The sequence below is a fragment of the Terriglobus sp. YAF25 genome (assembly GCF_052113305.1).
In the GTDB taxonomy this organism is placed as follows: Bacteria; Acidobacteriota; Terriglobia; order Terriglobales; family Acidobacteriaceae; genus Terriglobus.
In genome coordinates this window covers 1-20,053 of record NZ_JBFRCY010000029.1, presented here as the reverse complement: position 1 = coordinate 20,053, position 20,053 = coordinate 1, and the positions used below count along the sequence as shown (strand labels likewise).

General features: G+C 57.3%; 14 protein-coding genes. 7 read left to right on the top strand and 7 right to left on the bottom strand.

Features of this window, described 5'->3' with window-relative positions:
* A partial coding sequence (locus tag AB4043_RS02160; protein WP_442306417.1) for an MFS transporter occupies nt 1-870 on the bottom strand: 870 nt, incomplete at its 3' end.
* Nucleotides 871-882: 12 nt separating this feature from the next.
* Nucleotides 883-2,601: a GH39 family glycosyl hydrolase gene (locus AB4043_RS02155; RefSeq protein WP_442302367.1), complete on the bottom strand. Its 1,719-nt coding sequence runs from the start codon at nt 2,599-2,601 to the stop codon at nt 883-885.
* Between the two features lie 90 nt (nt 2,602-2,691).
* Between AB4043_RS02155 and AB4043_RS02150 the strand changes: the two genes are divergently transcribed.
* Nucleotides 2,692-3,555 (top strand): FadR/GntR family transcriptional regulator, encoded by an 864-nt coding sequence (locus AB4043_RS02150; protein ID WP_442302368.1) that lies wholly within the window; start codon nt 2,692-2,694, stop codon nt 3,553-3,555.
* Nucleotides 3,556-3,613: 58 nt separating this feature from the next.
* Here AB4043_RS02150 and AB4043_RS02145 read toward each other — a convergent pair whose 3' ends face one another.
* Nucleotides 3,614-6,559 carry a hypothetical protein gene (locus AB4043_RS02145; protein WP_442306416.1) on the bottom strand — a complete coding sequence of 982 codons (2,946 nt, stop codon included), beginning with the start codon at nt 6,557-6,559 and terminating at the stop codon, nt 3,614-3,616.
* A gap of 377 nt (nt 6,560-6,936) precedes the next feature.
* Here AB4043_RS02145 and AB4043_RS02140 point away from each other — a divergent pair, with 377 nt between their 5' ends.
* Complete coding sequence (locus AB4043_RS02140; RefSeq protein ID WP_442306415.1) at nt 6,937-8,835, top strand: alpha-L-arabinofuranosidase C-terminal domain-containing protein; 1,899 nt, start codon at nt 6,937-6,939, stop codon at nt 8,833-8,835.
* A gap of 9 nt (nt 8,836-8,844) precedes the next feature.
* Here the strand turns inward: AB4043_RS02140 and AB4043_RS02135 are convergent, their stop codons facing one another.
* The gene (locus AB4043_RS02135; RefSeq protein ID WP_442302422.1) at nt 8,845-10,275 is read right to left on the bottom strand and encodes a pyridoxal phosphate-dependent decarboxylase family protein; all 1,431 of its coding nucleotides are present in this window, start codon (nt 10,273-10,275) and stop codon (nt 8,845-8,847) included.
* Between the two features lie 111 nt (nt 10,276-10,386).
* Between AB4043_RS02135 and AB4043_RS02130 the strand changes: the two genes are divergently transcribed.
* Nucleotides 10,387-10,968 carry a CGNR zinc finger domain-containing protein gene (locus tag AB4043_RS02130; RefSeq protein ID WP_442302371.1) on the top strand — a complete coding sequence of 194 codons (582 nt, stop codon included), beginning with the start codon at nt 10,387-10,389 and terminating at the stop codon, nt 10,966-10,968.
* 164 nt (nt 10,969-11,132) lie between these two features.
* On the opposite strand, the gene AB4043_RS02125 is transcribed toward AB4043_RS02130, so the two are convergent.
* The gene (locus AB4043_RS02125) at nt 11,133-13,058 is read right to left on the bottom strand and encodes an alpha-L-fucosidase (RefSeq protein ID WP_442302372.1); all 1,926 of its coding nucleotides are present in this window, start codon (nt 13,056-13,058) and stop codon (nt 11,133-11,135) included.
* A gap of 192 nt (nt 13,059-13,250) precedes the next feature.
* Here AB4043_RS02125 and AB4043_RS02120 point away from each other — a divergent pair, with 192 nt between their 5' ends.
* The 4 genes from AB4043_RS02120 to AB4043_RS02105 all read left to right on the top strand — a co-directional run bounded on the left by AB4043_RS02120 (nt 13,251) and on the right by AB4043_RS02105 (nt 17,624).
* Complete coding sequence (locus AB4043_RS02120) at nt 13,251-14,303, top strand: hypothetical protein (protein WP_442302373.1); 1,053 nt, start codon at nt 13,251-13,253, stop codon at nt 14,301-14,303.
* A 111-nt stretch (nt 14,304-14,414) separates the two neighbouring features.
* Nucleotides 14,415-15,767 (top strand): hypothetical protein, encoded by a 1,353-nt coding sequence (locus AB4043_RS02115; RefSeq protein ID WP_442302374.1) that lies wholly within the window; start codon nt 14,415-14,417, stop codon nt 15,765-15,767.
* 22 nt (nt 15,768-15,789) lie between these two features.
* Nucleotides 15,790-16,578 carry a tetratricopeptide repeat protein gene (locus tag AB4043_RS02110; protein WP_442302375.1) on the top strand — a complete coding sequence of 263 codons (789 nt, stop codon included), beginning with the start codon at nt 15,790-15,792 and terminating at the stop codon, nt 16,576-16,578.
* On the top strand, nt 16,575-17,624 hold the full coding sequence (locus tag AB4043_RS02105; RefSeq protein WP_442302376.1) for a glycosyltransferase: 1,050 nt from the start codon (nt 16,575-16,577) through the stop codon (nt 17,622-17,624). Before AB4043_RS02110 ends, AB4043_RS02105 begins: the two co-directional genes overlap by 4 nt.
* On the opposite strand, the gene AB4043_RS02100 is transcribed toward AB4043_RS02105, so the two are convergent.
* Nucleotides 17,612-19,570 (bottom strand): tetratricopeptide repeat protein, encoded by a 1,959-nt coding sequence (locus AB4043_RS02100; protein ID WP_442306414.1) that lies wholly within the window; start codon nt 19,568-19,570, stop codon nt 17,612-17,614. The genes AB4043_RS02105 and AB4043_RS02100 overlap by 13 nt on opposite strands.
* 93 nt (nt 19,571-19,663) lie before the next feature.
* Nucleotides 19,664-20,053: helix-turn-helix domain-containing protein (locus AB4043_RS02095; protein WP_442306413.1), on the bottom strand; the 390-nt coding region annotated here is incomplete at its 5' end.

Genomic DNA, 20,053 nt, shown 5'->3' with positions numbered 1-20,053 from the left:
TCGTAACAGCTGAGCGGAAAAGTATCCGCCCAGAAAGCTGCCCACACCTGACGCAGCATAAGGAATCCATGCGTAATAACTGACGTGTTTTATATCAAAGCCACGGGCATCATAGAGATATTTCGGCAACCAGAAGAGCAGGAAAAACCATGCCGAATCGCTCATGAACTTAGCGAAGACCAGCACCTGGACGCTACGCACGCCTACGATCTCACGCAGCGACAACTTCTCCGCGAGCAGGCGAGCATCCTGCGTACTCATCGTCAAGGTTGCGGGATTATTGCGGTAACTCAGTGTCCACCAGAGCGTCCACGCCATACCGATAGCCCCGGCGACAAAGAAGACGGAACGCCACCCGGTATTGAGGATGAGGGCTCCGATCAACGGCGGCGCCAATACGGAGCCGAAGGCCGTGCCGGCATTGATCAGTCCCATCGCCGTCGAACGCTGCTCTCGCGGCATCCACTCCGCCACAACACGGGTTGCAGCCGGAAACGCTCCGCCTTCGCCCATGCCCAACAGGAACCGCATCCCCAATAACCAGGTGAAGTTGCGCGCGAAGCCATGAAGCGCACATGCCAACGACCACCACAGCATGATCAGCAGGAATCCGCGCCGCGTACCGATGCGATCCAGAAGCCGTCCCCCGGCGACATACATCACCGCATATGCGAGTAGAAATGCTGTCTGCAGATAGGAAAACTGCTGCTCTGATATCGGTATCACATGCTGGATGGCGGCAATCGCTACCGAAATCGTCTGCCGATCGAAGTAGCTGACGGCGATGGCCGCCGTCACCAGTACGATGTAGTACCAGCGCGTCTCCAGCAGACGGTTGCGCTCACCCCGCATGGTCGTGGCCATCGTCATCGCCCTTTACCTTTACCAGCTCACCTGCAGTAGAGAGATGGACTCGCGCGGCAGCTCCGTGCTGACCTTGATCTGTCCGTTCACCACATCCATCCAGACAGGTGAATCGAGAAGCTGCAGGCCTGCCTTATTCACCAACTCGGCATATTGCTCCGAGGTCGGATGCTGCGGCGATCCCATCGCCTTCCACACAGTGTATGCATTGCTGTGATTGGCATCGATGCGGAAGTGTTTGACCAGCACGCGCTTCGCCGTCACCGGAAGTCCGGTAATAGAAACGCTGGTCGGTGCCGCGGCAGCCGGCTCATCGGCATCATGATAGTTCCACAGCAGCACATCGGCACGACGCGTTCCGGTCGTGGCCATTGCATCGACATCGGCGGCTTCCCGCACACCACTCGCCACCAGGTTCTCCAGCGGTACCTTTCCGTCACTCGACGTCGCCACTCGAGTGGGCCCCATCAGGGCAAGCATGCGGAAGAGATTGAGAACGGGCTTGTTGACTCCATTCGAAGAGAGCGAACGGAAGCCCTCGAAGTATTCCCGGTCTTCAAACTCAAACGACCAGCTCAGCATCGAGATCAGGTTGACCTTGTGCTTGTCCTGCAGCTCGAAGAGCGCCTTGTAGGCCGCTGCTGTATATGCGGGATAGAGCGTGCCGTTGCGATAGTTGTTGGCTGGGTTGACCTTGCTGGAGCACGCCGCGCATCCCTCCGGATCCGCCTCGCTTAGAATGATCGGCAGGTTCTTGAACTTAACAAACGAGGCGATCGTCGCAAACCCGCGGTCCGCATCCTTCAGCTCCCGATCAATGCCCATCTGTACGTGACCATTGGTAATGGTGGGCTGCCCTTTCACGTGGAAGGAGATAAAGTCCAAAGGCACCACGCCACCCGTTGCCGCGCTCTTACCCGTGTTCACATGCTCCAGGAAGTTCTGTAGAAACTTCTGCGCCTTGTCCGAACGCGGGCTGGTCGTCGCAGGGCCACCTACCCTGGCGCCGGGCAGTGCAGACCGCACACCAGCAACCGCATAGTCATACAACTTCCAGTAGTCCTCGGGGGTGGCGTGCCAGTAGTCGATGTCGGGCTCGTTCCACACCTCGAAATACCACTGGAGAACCGTCTCACGGCCGTAGCGCTCGACCAGATGGGCGGTCAGCACACGCACCAGCTCGCCCCACTTCTTGTAGTCCTTCGGAGGATTGTTGGATGCTCCGGAGATGGCGCTCTTCGGATAATGGACCTGATATTCCTTCCGGTCCGGAAGCGTCGCTGCCAGATCCTTCGGCATAAAGCCGAGTTCCACCATCGGCCGCACACCGGCCGCTTTGTACTCGTCGAAGATGCCGTCGATGATCTTGAAGTCATAAACTGGCTTCCCGTTGGCGTCTTCACTGTAGATGTTGGTCGAGCTCCACTTCAGCTCCGCTACTCCATTTCCAGAGGTCAACAGGTGATGCGCGCGAATGTAGACCGGCACCGGACTAAGGTCACGCAGCTCCCGCAGTAGTTTCTTCCCATCGCGCATGGTGGTGTAGTTGCCCTCGTCATAGCCAAACCAGCTATAGATCGGCTTATTGGGCGCAACCGGCTTGGATAGATCCACAGAAATGGCAACCGGCTTTTCACTCGACGCCGGCAACGGCGCGGGAACCGTACCCTGAGCACTCACGACACCGGCAGACGCCGCCAACACAAAAGCCACCTGGCTGAGTTTGTTGAGCTGCATTACATCCCCTTCATGCGAGGTATTCGAATGCGCCAAAGGTAGTACCATTAGAGAATTCCTGTCAAGCTCTTTCCCGGTCTTCGCAGAAGAATGCTTGCTGCTCCGGGATTCTTCGTGCACCATTACGACATGCGTGGACGCGGTAAAACGAGATTGTCTCTGATGACGCCCGGGGGCAAGGACAAAGGAGATGTCACTCATCTTCTGATCCTTCGTTTTCAGCAAATGCTGAGCGACGGATTGCTCTCGCCGGGGTCGAAGCTGCCTTCTGAACGTGAACTCGCGCTGCACTTCGGTGTTGCACGGTCGTCTCTTCGACAAGCACTTAAAGTCCTGGAGATCATGGGCGTCATCCAACAGAAAGTCGGAGACGGCAGCTACCTGAATCCCGACGCTTCTTCCGTATTGGCCGTACCGATGGAGTTTCTCTTCCTGCTGGACGACATCTCCTGGCAGGAGCTGATGGAGATGCGTCTGATCATGGAGCCGGCACTGGCGGCACGCGCCGCCGAGCATGCCAACTCGGCCGATATCGCGCTCCTCAAGCAATCTCTCGATGACTTCGAAAACAGCAAGGGCGACCACTTTCAAATGGTCGCTTCGGACCTGTTGTTCCATCGAGCCATCTTCATTGCCTCGGGCAATCGTTTGAGCGAGCGGCTGTTTCACCTTATCCACCGGGCCATGCTCAATGTCATGCTGGTGACATCACAGCTGGTTGAGCTGGAACACACGCTGGCATTTCACAAGCCCATCTTCAACGCGATTAAACAGCGGGATGCGGAGCTGGCACAGAAGCTGATGACGGACCACCTGAACGATGCCAACAATCTCTTGCTCAGGGGCCGCCAGCGCGAGTCGGAACGCGTCCTGCACGAACATCTGCGCACGAAGCGTCCTTCAGAAAAGCCCATCAAGACCGCTGCACCTCGCCGTTTGAAAGCTTCGACCTGACAAAAGTCGTTGTCCACGCGAAGGCCGCCCGCATATATCGCGGGCGGCCTTCTTCGGTTTAGAACCGATACTTCAGTGCGAGTTGAATGCTGCGAGGATTCACCGCAGTCGAGCTGACCTGCCCTCCAGCCGTTGCATCGATAGTCGCATTCGGAGCTGCAAAGCTGGTCGTGTTCGACACATTGAAGAACTCCGCACGGAACGACAGAATGCTTTCGCCGGGAAGGGCGAAGTTCTTGAAGATCGATGCGTCGTATTGACGGAACATGTCACTGCGCTGCGTATTGGCTCTCACATTGCCATAGGTTCCGGTTGGAGCGACCACATAGCGCGAGGTATCAAACCACTTTGTCAGCGATTTCTTAAAGCTCGTCGAACCTCCCGCAGGATTCAGATTCGGTCTCTGGCTCCCAACGCCGGTCTTTGCCACGTCACCCGACACAACCGGTGTAAACGGCGTTCCACTGCGCAGAATGACAATACCCTGCACCTGCCATCCCCCGATGAAGGAGTCAACGAACCCGTTCGCATTGCCCAACATCTTTCTTCCACGGCCGAACGGAAGCTCATACTGTCCGCTCATGGCCAGGTTATGGGGCACGTCATAAGCAGCAAGCGCATACTCGTACGCAGAGTTGCCACCAAGCGCAGAGGCCTGGTTGTACTGCAATGTCTTCGAATAGGTATAAGCAGTAAGCAGGCTAAAGCCGCCATGGAAACGATGCTCGTACTTGGTCTGCAGTGAGTCATAGTGATTGGTGACATCCTGCGTGTTGTACGTGATATTTCCCCATGGCTGATACGGCCGGCGAGACTGTACCGAAGCCGTACCGGTGGTTGGAGCGGGGATGTTGATATCGTTCGTCCCGTTCAGATGGACTCCGCGATTGCCCACATAGCCGATCTCCAGGACATCGTGGTTCGAAAACTGCCGCTGAATATTCAGGCTGTAGTGGATGTTTGTTCCCATGTTTAGATAGAGCCGTGTAGGCGACAGGGTGGGATTCGCCGTCGTCGAGCCAAGTTTCGAACCCTGGTAGTAGTCGGCAAGGGTCCTTGGATTCACGGAGTACTGGGTCTGCGCTACCGTCTCCGAGAGGCGGAACGGCAAAGTGTTCAGGTTAACTCGGCCGCTGGTTCCCTCCGGCTCGTAGAACATTCCGAATCCACCACGGATCACGGTCTTGTTATCCAGGGAATAGGCGAGCCCGATTCTCGGGCCGAACTGGGTCTTGTCCGTATAGGTTGCATTCTTCGGAAGCTTTGCCTGTGCCGTGGTCTGGATGTACTGGCCGAAGAACTGATAGGCCGTAGGGGCTGCAGGCTGCGCCGTCAGGTCCGGTGCGGTGCCGTCACCGGAGACAATGATCGGTCTCGACTGAGATGGATCGAAGGTTCCAACCTGGCCTTTGTAGCCATCCAGCCAGGGTGTGTACTCATAGCGAAGGCCGAGGTTCAGCGTCAGCCGTCCCAGGCGGACGTCGTCCTGCACATAGAACTGCTTCGACCAGACCCGCCCTCCGAAGTTGATCGCGGGGAAGGCGCGGCTTCCAGTATTCGGCAGGCCCAGCAGAAAGTCTGCATAGGCGTCTCCGCTGGCGCTTCCGCTGAAACCGAAAGAGCCGGCGTAGATCTGGCTGTCATAGCCTAGCCACTGGTAGTAGCGGACCAGCGTGCCCATCTTGATGGATTGCTTTCCCTTCAAGATGGTGAAGTTATCGCTGATCTCCCATGCCTTGCGATCCTGCGACTTCGGACGCTGGTCGAAGGTCGATCCCTGGATGGAGGAATATCCACTGAAACTGTAGTCAGGGAATGAGCTCTTTCCATCCCTCAGCGTCTCACTTAACCCGGTGACGCCAAACTTTGCGTTGAAGTCCGGCCCCTGCAAAAACGCCTGCAGCCGCACATGGCTGGGCAGGAAGTGCGAGCGAATCTCGTTCACCATCGTCGACCCGAAATTCGTGATCAGCCCCGCCGCAATATCCTGTCCGATCGAGGTCAGATTGGCTGTCCCCAGCGCGGGCGCATTGTTCGGATCGACCTCATGGTTCGTCACATATACCCAGCGCGCAAAGAGACGGTTCTTCGCCGTCACTTGATGATCAAGCCGCACGATGTACTGATCGAAGTCGATTGCCTGCGAGGGTACGGCGGCAAAGGTTCCCGAAGAGGTGTTCTGCCGCGGGATGTACTGCTGAATGGCCAATGCCTGGGACGAAAGACGGTTCGTGGGAATCGTATTGCTTGTAAACGGCAGTCCAGTCTGCGGATCCCGAATCGTCTTCGAGCCGAAGTTCCCGGAGCGTTGCGCATCGGAGGGAACAATCATGTTGACCACCAGGCCGTTGCGCAGCCGCTGCCCTTCATAGTTGACGAAGAAGAAGGTGCGATCCCGGCCACTGTAAAACTTCGGGATGAAGAGAGGCCCGCCAAGCGAGGCTCCGAACTGATTGCGCTTCAGGATTGCCCGGGTAGGAGAAAAGAAGTTACGTGCATCGAGCTTCTCGTTTCTCAGGAACTCAAACAATCCACCATGGAAACGATTGGTTCCGGATTTCACCGTTGCGTTGAAGAAGGCGCCGCCACGGTTATATTCAGCGGAGTACGGGCTCTGCTGCACAGAAAACTCCTGCAGCGCATCAATGGATGTTTGAATGAAGGTTCCGCCCTGGTGCTGTTCGCTCACATCGTTGCCATCCAGTAGAAACGAGGTAGCGCTGCCGCGGATTCCGCTGATAACGTTTCCGTTCACAACCTCCGGACGGATGGCAAGCGAATTCCCTGTAGGCGGCAACAGCGCCGCTCCCGGAGTCAGAGATGCCAAACGATAGAATCCTCGCCCGTTGATCGGAAGCTCCGTCAACTGCTTATTCGTGATCACCTGTCCGACTGTTGCACTGTCCGTGCTCAACAGCGGAGCAGTGGTGCTCACCTCAATCGTCTCGCTGGTTGAGCCGATCTTAAGACTGAAGTCCTGGCGAACGATCTGCGCGACCTGCACCTCAATCCGTTGTACCTTTGAAGAAAAGGTGTCAACGGGAGTTTTCGAAGCGGGCCTTTTGTCAGCCGGGAACAAGGAGCTCTTAGCCAATCATCCACAGTTCACCTGCGACTCTGGATGGATAAAACCCAAGGATTTTCGCGGATCGCAGCCCTCTGCTCCAGCCACGGCAGGCGGGTTCCATTTTTTCGTTCGTAGATACGAGCCCAGCCCTGCAACAGGTGCGAGCGCCTTATCTATTGGTAGGCCCATTCGATGCCAATCCTAGGCAGCCGCAGAAAAGGGTTGCTTGACAAGGCTAATGGCGGCTCGTATCGTCGTCTTTCTAGAAAACGTTTACCCCAAAGATCYACGACCCAAATCTAACGGGAGACAGCATGAACCCCCTCGCCAGGACAGTTCTCACGCCGCTCATCGCCTCCGTGTTTCTTGGTCTCGGTTCCAGCCAGATATCCGCACAGAGCCCAACCCTCAAAGTCGAAACCGACGCAATCCTCTCTCCCGTCAGCCCCACCCTCTATGGCCTGATGACAGAGGAGATCAACTACTCGTATGACGGCGGCCTCTATGCAGAGCTGATTCGCAACCGCACCTTCCAGCACCGGGGCAAAAGCTTCGCCTCCTGGCTGCCGGCCTCTCGCGGCAATGGTGAGGTTGAGATCGACGCGGGGTTGGATGGCCCCGGGGCGGCACTTAGCTCAAGCATGAAAGTGACCATCAAGGTCCATGGCGCCGGCGATGAAGCAGGCGTGGCAAATACCGGTTTCTGGGGGATGGGAGTCAAACCATCCACCACCTACGCCGGCGGACTCTATGCAAAGGCTGAATCCCCCATGAAAGCGCATATTCGCCTGATCGCCGATCAGACAGGTGAAGCTGTTGCGGAGGCCACAGCAGATTTGAGTGGCGCAGCATGGAAGCAATACGAGTTCAAGATGACCTCGAAGTCTGGAATCGCCGCCTCCGCACAGCWTCACCTTGAGATTCTGTTCGACCAACCCGGCACAGTCTCATTGCAGCTGGTTTCGGTGATGGGCCCGACGTATCACAATCGCGCCAATGGAAACCGTCCCGACCTGATGGAGCTCATGGCCGCAATGAAGCCAAACTTTCTGCGGCTTCCCGGTGGGAACTATCTTGAAGGCGACACTATCAAGGAGCGCTTCAACTGGAAGGAGACCATCGGCCCTCTCGTCGATCGTCCTACGCACCGAAGCCCATGGAACTACACCTCATCCGACGGCCTGGGCCTGCTCGAGTTTCTAGAGTGGTGTGAAGACCTGAAGATCGAGCCCGTACTGGCCGTCTACGCCGGCTACTCCCTCAAAGGAGAACACGTCACCGGAAAGGACCTCGAGCCATTCATCCAGGATGCTCTCGACGAGATCGAGTACGTCACCGGCGACACCAGCACCAAGTGGGGCGCGGTCCGGGCAAAGAACGGCCATCCCGCGGCCTTCCCGCTGCACTACATCGAGATCGGCAACGAAGATTACTTCGATAAATCCGGTTCCTATGACGAACGCTTCCAGGCCTTCGCAAAGGCGATCCGTGCCAAATACCCCCAATACAAACTGATCTCAACGGCGCCCAACACCAAGGGAGATCCTGATGTGCAGGACGACCATTACTACAGGAATCCGGAGGAGATGTTCCTCCTGGTCCACAAATACGACGACGCGGACCGCAAGGGCCCGAAGATCTTCGTGGGAGAGTGGGCCACGCGCACTGGATCCCCAACACCCGACTTCGGCGCCGCGCTCGGAGACGCCGCCTTCATGGCGGGCATGGAACGAAATAGCGACCTGATCGTCATGGCCGCATATGCCCCGCTGATGGTCAACGTCAATCCAGGCGGTATGCAATGGTCGTCTGACCTGATCGGCTACGATGCCATACGCTCCTATGGATCACCTTCGTACTATGCCCAGGTCCTCTTCGCAAACCATTTGGGCGACCACACGGTGAAGACCACAGCGAGCGGGGAGAACCCACGCTTCTTCTGGTCGGCCACCGTTTCCACTGCGGAAAAAGTCCTCCACCTCAAACTGGTTAACGGATCGAGCTCGGCTCAACCGCTTACGCTCGAGATTCCCAATGCCGCGTCAGGCAGCGCTACGGTCTATACCCTGCACGGAGCCAGCCGCTGGATCACAAACACCATCGAACACCCTGACGTCATCAAGCCGGTGAAGTCGAGTGCGACCTGGAAGCCACAACTCTCTCACGACGTGCCTGCAAACACGATTGAGGTCATTGATATTCCGTTGAAGTAAGACCCGGAGTTACAACATCCTGCAGGTCTCTCGTTCATAGGCCTGCAGGATGGCTGCGATACTCATCCGCACATCCTCCTCAGTCGTTGCCCAGGACGAAACACTGATCCTCATCGCCTTCTGTCCTTTCCAGACCGTCCCTCCACACCAGCAAACGCCATCGCGCTGCACCTTGTCGATCACCCGTTCTGTCACTTCGTCAGAGCCGAAAGAAACCATCACCTGGTTCAGGACCACATCGTTCAGAACCCGAAGTCCTCCCTTGCGCAGGCCTTCTGCAAACGCTTCGGCATGGCTACAGGTACGTTCGATCTGTGCGGCGATGCCCTTTCTGCCAAGATTGCGCAAGGCGGCCCACAACTCCACCGCACGTGCGCGGCGGGAAGACTCCGGACACCACTGCATCGGCTCCCGTTTAGATAGCGGCCCATAGTAGGCCGCGGAGATCGCCATCGCTCTCCGCAGCGCCTCTTTGTCGCGGACAATTGCGATGCCGCAGTCCTGCGGCGTGTTGAGCCATTTATGGCCGTCGGTCGCCCATGAATCCGCCTGCTCCAGACCGTGCGCAAGATGACTTCGCTTCGGCGTAGCTTTCGCCCAGAGCCCGAACGCTCCGTCAACATGAACCCATGCGCCAGTTGCCTTTGCAATCTCACAGACCTCCGCAATGGAATCGCAGGCCCCCGAGTTGACATTCCCAAGCTGTGCGCAGATCACTGCTGGCCCTTCGATCCGCGGGATCAGCGAAGCACGCATCCTACCTTGGTTGTCCACTGGCACTCGATGGACGCGCTCCCGGCCAAAACCCAGCAGGGCAAGCGCCTTCAGCATGGTGGCATGCACTTCCTCGCCCACAATCACCGCGATGGGCGGCGCGCCGAACATGCCATCGCCTTCTACGTCCCATCCAACGCCTTGAAGCAACGCGTGCCGGGCCGCGGCAAGCGCCGTCACATCGGCCATCTGCGTTCCCGTTACCAGCGCTCCACCTGAATCCACAGGCAACTCAAAAAGATCGATCAGCCATGCGAGTACCACTTCTTCGAGATAGGCCGAGACAGGAGACAGCTCACAAAGACACGCATTCTGGTCCCATGCATCCGCCAGCCAGTGCGCGGCAACCGTTACCGGAATGGACCCGCCGATCACTCCACCGAAAAAGCGGCCACCCATCACCGCCATCGTGGCCGGCGAACCGGCTTCATCCAGCAGACGCAGCACCGCTTCCGCCGCCTGCCCCTCTTCCGGCATCTCACCTCCCAACACATGCATTGCCTGAAACGCTGCTTCGGGAATACCGACATGACGGTCATTGATCGTTGAGAGGTATGTCTGGGCATATGCCGCAGCCTGCACCAGAAGCGGAGCATACGGATTTCCACGTGGCTGTTTCGCGGCATCCCCAACAGTAAAAGCCGATAAGAACGACGTATCACCCATAACCGTCAAAATAGCACACACCGGTTACTATCGATACCCTCTTTTCAGAGGTACGATATCTTCGTGCAGGCACCGGGTTCAGAGAAAAAATCAGGACATGTCCCTTTCCAGATGGTCGGCGGACATCCGATCCTCGATTTCGTGAATACGCTTGACTGGCGCTTTCGGCCGTCGGGAGCGGAAGAACTGATCAAAGACTATGGAGATCTTCTGCGGTTTACCGCCCAGTGCGGCTTGTTGAACCGCTCGGAGGTCTCCCGCATCCGCGCAAATGGGACTCCAGGCGCAGGACAGCAAGTGTTGACCGCAAGCAGAAGGTTACGAGAGACGCTCGCAGCCATCCTCTACGACATTCTGGACCTGCAATCTCCTGCGGCGGCAGCCGTTGCCACCCTGCACGCCTATGTGGCGTCCGCCCAGCGCGAACGGGAACTGGGGCGGCAGGAGAACCGTTTGGTATGGATGTGGAGCCCAAAATCGGCAGATGCAATAGAGCTCCCACTCTGGAAGCTCTCCGTCGAAGCTGTAACGCTGCTGACGTCCAATCACATGAGCACGCTCAAAGCATGCAGCAACCAGGAGTGCCGCTGGCTGTTTCTCGATATCAGTAAGAACCGCTCAAGACGATGGTGCGACATGAAGCTGTGCGGCAACCGGCTGAAAGCGAAAAGATTCAGGGAGAAAAAGGAATAGAGCATTTTCCCTGTCGGTGTAGAGTAGGGCTTCCGTATCTATGGGCGTTTTCCGCAATGGAAACGCCGCTGCACTTCCCTTCCGGGCTACCCAGCAACAGGGAAATGCTCTAGCCTGGTCATCACAGCCCCGCAAGGCTCTGCAACGACCAGGCCCGGTTTCTTCTACTTCACCGGCTTCAGATTCAACTCAAAGAAATGCACGGGTTCCGCAGACCCTTCCGCGGTAACGGTGATGTCCTGCAGGTTTCCTGATGCGATCTCAAATGTTCCGGCATTTGCGGTCTTGATCTGCTTCGGACCGGGGGTCGCTTCCATGGGAACGGTCAGAACATGGTCGCCCATCTTGACCACGAACTTTTCTCCTGTGGGATTGGAGCCCTTCGGGGTCGAGTACTTCACCTCAACCTCATACCGCCGCGGCTTGTCCGAACGGACGTTCCAGGTCAGAGAGTTCCCCGCTTTCTCCAGCCCATCCACGAAGTACTGTGCGGTCTTACCGTCGCCGTAGACAAAGCCATTTCCATGCGAGGCAGCATCGAAGCCCAGAAGCCGGTTCGGCCCTGACGTCGCCTGCAGTAGCCGTCCCATCTGCCCACGAACAGGACCATCGGTCTTGAGCACGATTACGGTATCGACCGGGTCCGGAGCTGTTGCCGGAACATGCACCAGCAGGTCGTTTCCTTCCACCGCGGTCTTCAAGGAATGCTTTGCGCTATCGCTCAGCAGATAGGCCTCCGTCACCTTGCAGGTTAGCCCTCCAACCACAAGCTTTCCGTCGGACGGCCAGTTCATGACGTGCAGGTACAAGGTATTTCCTTTAACGGTGGAATCCCCCCAAGCCTGCCGGTCCAAGGGAGTCCTTTCCGTACCGTGAATGCTTTCTCCATTCACCGCCATCCACTTTCCGATACCAGCCAGGATCTCCGCGTCCGGCCGGTCGATGGTTCCGTCTCCCTTCGGTCCGATGTTCAACAGAATGTTGCCGCCCTTTGCGGAGGTCTTCGCCAGCAATTGGATGAAGTACGGTACCGGCTTATGAACCGGGTCCAGCTTGTCGTAACCGTACGACTCGTTCGTTGTCGGAATTGCCTCCCAGTCTCCCGGAGTCGGCCGCAATTCCTCAGGACGATCGGCCGTGTCCAGGTAGTCTCCGAGATTCACGCCTTTGGTCCGTGCGGCGCGTCCGTTGATCACCACATTGGGATCAGCCTCGCGGACCGCCTTCACAATCCTCGCCTGCTCGTAGAAAGGCAGCTTGCTGGGGGTATCGAACCAGAGGATGTCCGGGTGATATCTGGCAATGAGCTCTTTCAGTTGGGGAATCGCTTTTCCATCGATGTACTTATCAACTTTGGCAACCAGCTCCGGATGGGCGTTGTACCAGTTGAGCCCACCAAAGAGTCCCTTATCGCCGGCGGGATTCGTATAGTCCCAGTCGTTCCCTGGAGCATTGGGGTCTTCCCAATCGAAGGCATGCGAGTAATAGAAGCCGACGTGCAGACCTTCTGCCCGGGCAGCATCCACAAGCTCTTTCAAAGGATCACGCTGGAAGTGCGCAACATCGCGGATGTTGTACTTGTTCACCTCCGAAGGCCAGATCGCGAACCCGTCGTGGTGCTTCGACGTGATGATGACATACCGCATACCGGCGGCCTTCATCTGCCGTACCCACGATTTTGCGTCGTATGCATCCGGATGGAATCTGGCCGCAACTTCGTTTTTGTAGGTCTCAACCGGAATGCGGTTCACCCGCATGATGTGCTCTGCATATCCAGGGTTCGGACGGTCCTTCCACTCTCCCCCCAGAACGGAGTAGGCGCCCCAGTGGACAAAGCAGCCAAAGCGGGCCTCCCTCCACCATTCCAGCCGCTGCTCCCTCGTCTCCAGCGAGGCTGCATACCAGCCTGAAGTCGCATCTTTGACGGCGGCGGCATCCTTAGGAGCGGCATCGCCGACCTTCATCGGCTCATTGCCTGTATCCAGTTGCCGCTGCGCTTCATCCGGCGTCATGTGCTGCGCGTACCCCACAGCATGCAGCGCCAGAACCATGGCGGACGAACAGCAGACGGACCGGACAAAACCTCGCATACCCATAGCACCTCGAACGCGGAACATCATGCGCACACACAACTCCTTACTCTTCTGAGCGCACACAGCCTATCACGCCATAATTTCACTTGTGAAATATATTTTTCACAGGAGGATTGACGGGCAATCTACATGGGGTCCATAGTGGGTCAGTTCACCCGCGTTGATTCATAACGTCCGCAAAGGAGCAAGATGGACATCACGCGCCGTAACTTCCTCGTAAGCAGCGGTGCTGCCCTTGCTGCAGGATCACTGTCGCTCCATGCCTCACAGCCGGCACAAAAAGAAGCTGCCCCTCTCACCGGCCGGGCCTCATGGATGCAGGACCAGCGTTACCGCTGGGGAGTGATGACGCACTATCTGTCAGACTGGCAGGCGCGCGATCACAAGCTTGAGATGACCGTCGAGCTCTGGAACAAGCTGGTAAATGGGTTCGATGTAGAGGCGATGGCAAAACGTCTCCATTCCGTCGGCGCGGGACGCTATCAGATCAGCATCGGCCAGAACTCCGGCTACTATCTCTCACCCAACGCAGCCTATGACAGGATTGTGGGTAACAGTCCGAGTAATTGCTCGCATCGCGACCTGGTAGCCGACCTTTATGAGCCGCTCAGCCGGCATGACATCAAATTAATGGTGTACCTGCCTTCCGGTGCACCCGCGCAGGACAAGGCCGCCGTTGCGGCTCTGGAGTGGGCAAACGGGCCACATGCGAACAAGAACTTCCAACGCAAGTGGCAGCAGATTATTGAGGAGTGGTCTCGCCGGTGGGGACAGAAGGTCTCCGGCTGGTGGTTCGATGGTTGCTACTTCCCAAATACGATGTATCGCAGCGCAGACGCACCCAACTTCACCAGCTTCGCAGCAGCCGCCCGGGCCGGAAATGCTGCTTCCTGCGTCTCATTCAATCCCGGCGTGCTCTATCGCTTTCTATCGGTAACTCCTGAAGAAGATTTCACTGCCGGAGAGATCGACAAACCAGAACTTGTCGCCATCCGCCGAGCCGAAAAGGGGCAGGTTGATGGAACACAGCTCCAAATGCTCAGCTTTCTCGGCGAGAAGTGGGGCTCCGGTGCACCCCGCTTCACTTCCGAGCAGGTGGTGGCTTTCACGGGAAATATCCTGAACGCCGGTGGCTCCGTCACCTGGGATGTCCCGGTGGCGCTTGACGGGACCATCCGGGATGTCTTTCTCGATCAACTGATGGCTGTCAACAAAGCATTCCCGAGAGAAGCCAAGGCATAATCAAACTCCGGATCCCAATGCGCTCTGCTGCGGCATCGGGAGAATGTAGCCGGACCTGGGTGATAATGGCTGACGTATTCGATTCCAGGGCCAGAGGCTGCACACCGCACGATGCCTATCGACAAGAGCCAGCGTTCCCCCTCCGGGCCGTTGCAGGCAACTCCGCCCGCCGAGGTTCGTGCCGATGATCGGGACGCAAAGATCTCATCCGTTACCGGCTGGCTGATCTTCGTCATCGTGTGTGCCGGAATCCTGCTTCGCGTTTCTTCTTTTGAGCCTGGGATCGCTCGCAGCCCTGACGAGAGAACCTATACGCGGCAGGCAAACGTCCTGCTGGAACAGGGTTTCTCCGGCCTTCGCATGCTCGGCGGGGAACTCGTTCGCAACCCGATGGAAGTCGGCATGGCTCCATCCCCGGTGCGTGTTGGGTATCTCGGAATCCTCGCGGGATATATGGGCATAACCGGAAACCGCACGGTACTCGCCGGCGCGCAGGTTTCACTCCTCGCGAGTATTGCGACCCTGATCCTCGTAGCCTTCGCTACGTGCCGCAATCTCTCACCCACAGCGGCAGTGATCGCAGTCCTGTTCTATGCCGTTCTTCCATTTGAGTTGATGACCGGGCGGCGAGCCTGGCAGGAAGCCATCATCTCGCTGCTCGCAACCATTTTGCTTGTTTTAGCAGTCGAGCTTCCGAGATTACGTGGCTTGCCGCGCCTGTGTGCGTATGTCGCCTTCATCATCGGCGGCGTACTGTCGCTCACGACCAAGGAGAACATCGGCATCGCCTTCCTGCTCTGCACGATGGGCCTGTTAGGAGCGGCAATTCTACGAAAAGATCGTGCCACGGTTGTTGGCACCGCGGTAAGCTTGGGTGCGGCAATGATGGTCACGGCAGCCATCCTGGCATCCATCTTCGGGGGGCTGGGAAAATATATGGCCCTTCAGCGGATTGCAGAGAACGTCTCCGCCATGAATGTATACGACCAAACCTATAGCGTGGGTCCAGCCTGGATGTTGCCCGCAGCCATCGTTCGAGTTTGCCCCCTGGTGGCTCTCGGCGCACTTGCAGGTATGGTGATCGCGATCTACCGCGCTGTAACGTTCCGAAGCCTGAGCGCGGCAGGTCTGCCATTGGTACTCGCGGGATACTGCATCGTGTTGCTGCTGGCACAGATCGTCTCCGAGCGGATGAACCTGCGGTACACCGCTCCCATCTACTCCGCGCTTTGTACGCTTTCCGGTGCAGGATGCGGCTGGATAACCGTACAGCTCCATCGCATGATGCGACCGCTCGGCAGTCCGCTTGCATGGGGCATCCTAAGTGTCGTCCTCGGAGTAGCAGCATTACGCGACGTAAACTTCGCCCGCGACTCCCTGCTCAATACAGGGATGCAGGACCTCGCGTTGAGACCGGTTCTCGGCGAGCCTCCGGCTCAGCCTGCCGCTTCCAATCCAAGATAAGGATGGCAACGTTCCCTCGGATATGAACACACCCGGCAAATTCGGTTCGTGGAACTCCGAGTGGCTGCGTGCTCTCGCCGTGGCCGCTGTCTTACTCGTATGGCCGGCATACTACCTCACCGGCTATTACCTCTTCCCAGACCGGACACAGGCTTCAACCCAGGAACTCCGTCTCGCGCCAAAGAGTGCTCCCACCGATCCAATGTCTGAATCCGTCGCTGCTCGCATCGACCAGGCCCTTCACCTGATCCAAGCCAATCAGCCCGGTAAGGCGATTCCTCTCCTGGAATCAGTGGTCGCATCAGATCCGCGGAATGCCGTCGCCTGGAACAATCTTTGCGCAGCCAACACGATGCTGATGTCTTACAACATTGCCATCCAGGACTGCGGAAAAGCGCTCGCCATACAACCGGACTTCCAGTTGGCTCGCAATAATCTCGCATGGGCGCAAGGTGAGGTTCGTAAAACGCAAAAGATTCTGGCCGATCAGGAGCAGACCGCGCCTGCCAAAAGAGACTCAGCTTTCTATCTGGAAGAGGGCCTCAATTTGCTCCATCTCGGCGACTACGCTCAGGCCATCGCCGCGTGGCGGCGCGTTCCTCCACATGACACACAGGGTCCACTGGCTGCCAACAATATTGGTACCGCCTACATGTTCCAGCACGACCCGAAGCAGGCGCTGGACTGGTTCAGAAAGGCCTTGCAATTGAATCCCACCCTCGCCCTCGCACAGAACAACATCGCATGGGCAAATGAGGAGATTGCGAAACAACGGCAAACGCCCACACCGAGGAAACCCGAGACCAAATGACCGCGGCCGATCTTACACAGATGGCTGTCCTTGTACCCGCGCGCCGGCTGGAGCCTGGTCTTGCCCCCATGATTCACGAACTCAGCGAAGCGGGGTTTGGGGCGATTATTGTCGTCGATGACGGCATGTCCGCCACGGACCATCCCGCCTTCGCTGCGTTGCAGCAGATCCCTCAGGTTCATCTCCTGCGCCACGCCGTCAATCTTGGCAAAGGACGAGCCCTGAAGACAGGCATCAACTTCTTTCTCGACAAGCTGACCGGCTTCTCAGGCTTGATTACTGCCGATGCAGATGGCCAGCATACGGTAAGCGACATTGTGCGCGTCGCAGAGGCCCTGGGCACTCGTCCGCGAACAGCGGTTTTGGGCTGCCGCGCCTTCGCCGGCGATGTTCCGCTTCGCAGCCGATTAGGCAATAGTTTGACCCGAGTCGTCTTTCATTTTTTCAGCGGGCACAAGGTCACCGATACACAGACCGGACTACGTGCCTTTTCCTCGGCACTGCTGCCCGAGCTTCTGGCTCTTCCAGGGGAGCGTTACGAATACGAGATGACCGTGCTCGCTCACCTGAGCTCAAAAGGTATTTACCCTGTCGAAATCCCGATTCAAACGATCTATATCGACGGGAATCGCTCCTCCAGCTTTCAGCCTCTTCGCGATTCGATGCGCATCTATTTTGTGCTGCTGCGTTTCTTCGCGTCGTCGCTTATCTCCGCGGGTCTCGATCTGGTGTTCTTTACCTTTGCTTTCTGGCTGACACACAACGTGCTCACTGCCATGATCGCCGGACGGCTGAGTTCTCTCGTTAACTTTGCATTGAACCGAAAGCTCGTCTTTCAGAGCCATCGATCAGTCGCCTCGACTCTGTGGCGCTACTACCTTCTGGCGATTCTGCTGGCAGCCATCTCGTATGAAGGCATTCGTGGACTCTCTGAGGGGTTTGGCTGGAACGTCGTCCTCACCAAGATCCTTGTCGAGAGTGTGCTCTTTCTCCTGAGCTTCTCAGCACAGCGGCTGCTTGTCTTCGGAAACGATCAACGCGGCTGAACACTGCGTTGTTGCTGCGCCCAGGCGAGATTGTTCTTTGCCAATTGAAAATCGGGCTTCAGGCTCACTGCCTTCTGCGCAGCTTCAATCGCACGGTCCCAGTCGTGGAGTCCCTCGTACCCTGCCGCGATATTGTTGTACGCTTCCGCATAATCTGGACGTAGCTTGAGCGCCTCGCGCGCATCCTGAATGCTCTTCTGAAAGAGGCCGGCTTGATTGTCATGCAGCGAAAGATTCAGCCAATCCTCAGCCGTCTTGGGAGAAGACGGTGCGACCTGCCGCGTGTAGGCCTCTAGATTATTCTTCGCCACGGCGAACGAAGGATCGATGCGCAAGGCTTCACGCTCATTCTGAATAGCGAGATCCCATTGCTGTAGCGCAGCATAGGCTGCGCCGATATTGTTATACGCCGGCGCCGTATTAGGTTGGATGTCCAACGCCTTCTGGGCATCTGCAATGCATGCCGCGTAATTACCGCTTCGATACTGATAGAGCGATGCATCCACCCAGTAGTTCACCGTATTGCCGGTCGCCTGTGCAACCGTGAGCAGCGACTGCGCAGCCTGCCTGGATGGATTCAAGCGCGTTGCGGTCTCCAATTCGCGGACGGCAGACGGCAGATCTCCACTCTGATAGAGCCAGCGCCCATAGAAATAATGAGACTCATCGCTACCGGGGGCCAATTGAATCGCTCGTTGAAAATGCTGCGCCGCTTCTTTCGCCTGGAACATGACGCCATAGAGTACGCCCAGGTTGATCTCCAGCGTCGAGTAATCAGGCGTATAGAGCAACGCTCGCTGAAACGAATCCAGGGCCTCGGGATAGGCGCCCTTGGCCATCTGCGTAAGCCCATAGTTCATCAGCCCGCGGCCATTGTGAGGACTCTTCGCAACATCATCTTTCCAGAGAGACTCATCGGTACGCCAGACCCTGTTCCGTTGATATGTTCCGAATGCATACGCCGCCAGCAGCACCAGGACACCGGCAAACGCAACGTGACGGGTGGCCTGAAGCTGCGACATACGTTGCAGCTGAGACTCAAATGCCGCATTAAAGGTATGAAAAGCCGTCAGATCGGTATCGACATTCAGATGAAGCGGTAGAAAGAGCGAACCGAAATAACGCAGCAGTACGAACGGCTGCGTCATCCGGTAGTCGGCTGCCGACAGGATCGAAGGTGCATAGCTCTTCGGTGTCATCAACGACTCGAAGATCAGAAGCACGATACAGACCGCCAGCGATGGAAGAGCGGCCAGGAAAGAGCGATACAACCTGCGTTCGCGGGCTGGCTCGAAGAATGCTACATAGAGCCATAGCAGAAACGGAAAGACAACGGCCGGTGGCTTACTGAGAAGTCCGATGGCGAACGGGAGCAGATACAGCCCGCGCCTGCGGATCCTTGGAAAACGAGCATAGAGGGCAAGTGCCGCCACAACTCCGGCAGTGCTGAAGACATCGCCCCGCTGAATGATGTAGTTAACAGTCTCCGCAATCGCGGGATGAAGTCCATACCAGGCTACCGCCAGAAGGGATGCGATCCGGTTGCCGGTCTCATACTCCGCCGCAGGCCGGATCCGCCTTAGTACGGCTACATAGAACAGATACATTCCCGTAAGCTGCAGCAGGAAGACGATAAAGGTAGAGAAGTGGAACCAGAAGGGCACATACCCGCGGCCAAGCGCGTAGTCCAAAGCCAGCGATGCCGAAACAAACGGGCGGTAGGTACGGTTTGCCGGCAATACGCTAAACGTGGTTGCATCGCTGAAGAAACGGGGCAGATTGGTAAGACTGCGGACAGAGGGATTATCGACAACGGCGTGAGCGTCGTCGAAGTGGAAGCCGTTGTGAAAGTGGTTCGCGTAGGTCGCGGTCACCACAGCCAGTAGGGCAACCAGCAAAAGCCTATGCGTCAAGCGGGACAAGGTTGAGCCGGAGTTCTCTGCCATTGCAAGGTCGGTTCAGACAGCACCATTGTGCCAGCTTGGCCATCACGATGAACAGTGCAATGCCGTCAGGAACCGTTGGCTACCTGCCGTCTGTCAGCTCGCATCACCACGGCGATATTCTCCTGGAGCGCACCCCATGATTCGCCGGAAGACGCGATGAAACTGGGGATAGCTACCGAACCCAGCCTCCAGGGCGGCGTCGAGCATCGTCTGCCGTTGCCCGTTACCATAGATATCCAGAAAACGATCGATCCTCTGACGATTGCGGAAATCAACCATCGCAAAGCCGGTTTGCTGCTTAAACAAGCGGCTGAGCCGTGCCGCCGAAAGTCCAGACCGCCGCGCCAATTCATCGAGGTTCAACGTATTGTCCTCGTCGCGCAGCAGGCGGGCGGCCCGCTCCACAGCGGGATGCACGTCACGTACCGGCACCGTGCCCGCCCGCTCAAAACACTGCCAGCCGTAAAGCAACAGATAGCTGAG

Coding starts and splice junctions, on each gene's coding strand:
- AB4043_RS02155 (WP_442302367.1), bottom strand. CDS start 2,601: ATGCAGCTCAACAAACTCAGCCAGGTGGCTTTTGTGTTGGCGGCGTCT.
- AB4043_RS02150 (WP_442302368.1), top strand. CDS start 2,692: ATGCTTGCTGCTCCGGGATTCTTCGTGCACCATTACGACATGCGTGGA.
- AB4043_RS02135 (WP_442302422.1), bottom strand. CDS start 10,275: ATGGGTGATACGTCGTTCTTATCGGCTTTTACTGTTGGGGATGCCGCG.
- AB4043_RS02130 (WP_442302371.1), top strand. CDS start 10,387: ATGGTCGGCGGACATCCGATCCTCGATTTCGTGAATACGCTTGACTGG.
- AB4043_RS02125 (WP_442302372.1), bottom strand. CDS start 13,058: ATGCGAGGTTTTGTCCGGTCCGTCTGCTGTTCGTCCGCCATGGTTCTG.
- AB4043_RS02120 (WP_442302373.1), top strand. CDS start 13,251: ATGGACATCACGCGCCGTAACTTCCTCGTAAGCAGCGGTGCTGCCCTT.
- AB4043_RS02115 (WP_442302374.1), top strand. CDS start 14,415: ATGCCTATCGACAAGAGCCAGCGTTCCCCCTCCGGGCCGTTGCAGGCA.
- AB4043_RS02110 (WP_442302375.1), top strand. CDS start 15,790: ATGAACACACCCGGCAAATTCGGTTCGTGGAACTCCGAGTGGCTGCGT.
- AB4043_RS02105 (WP_442302376.1), top strand. CDS start 16,575: ATGACCGCGGCCGATCTTACACAGATGGCTGTCCTTGTACCCGCGCGC.
- AB4043_RS02100 (WP_442306414.1), bottom strand. CDS start 19,570: ATGGCAGAGAACTCCGGCTCAACCTTGTCCCGCTTGACGCATAGGCTT.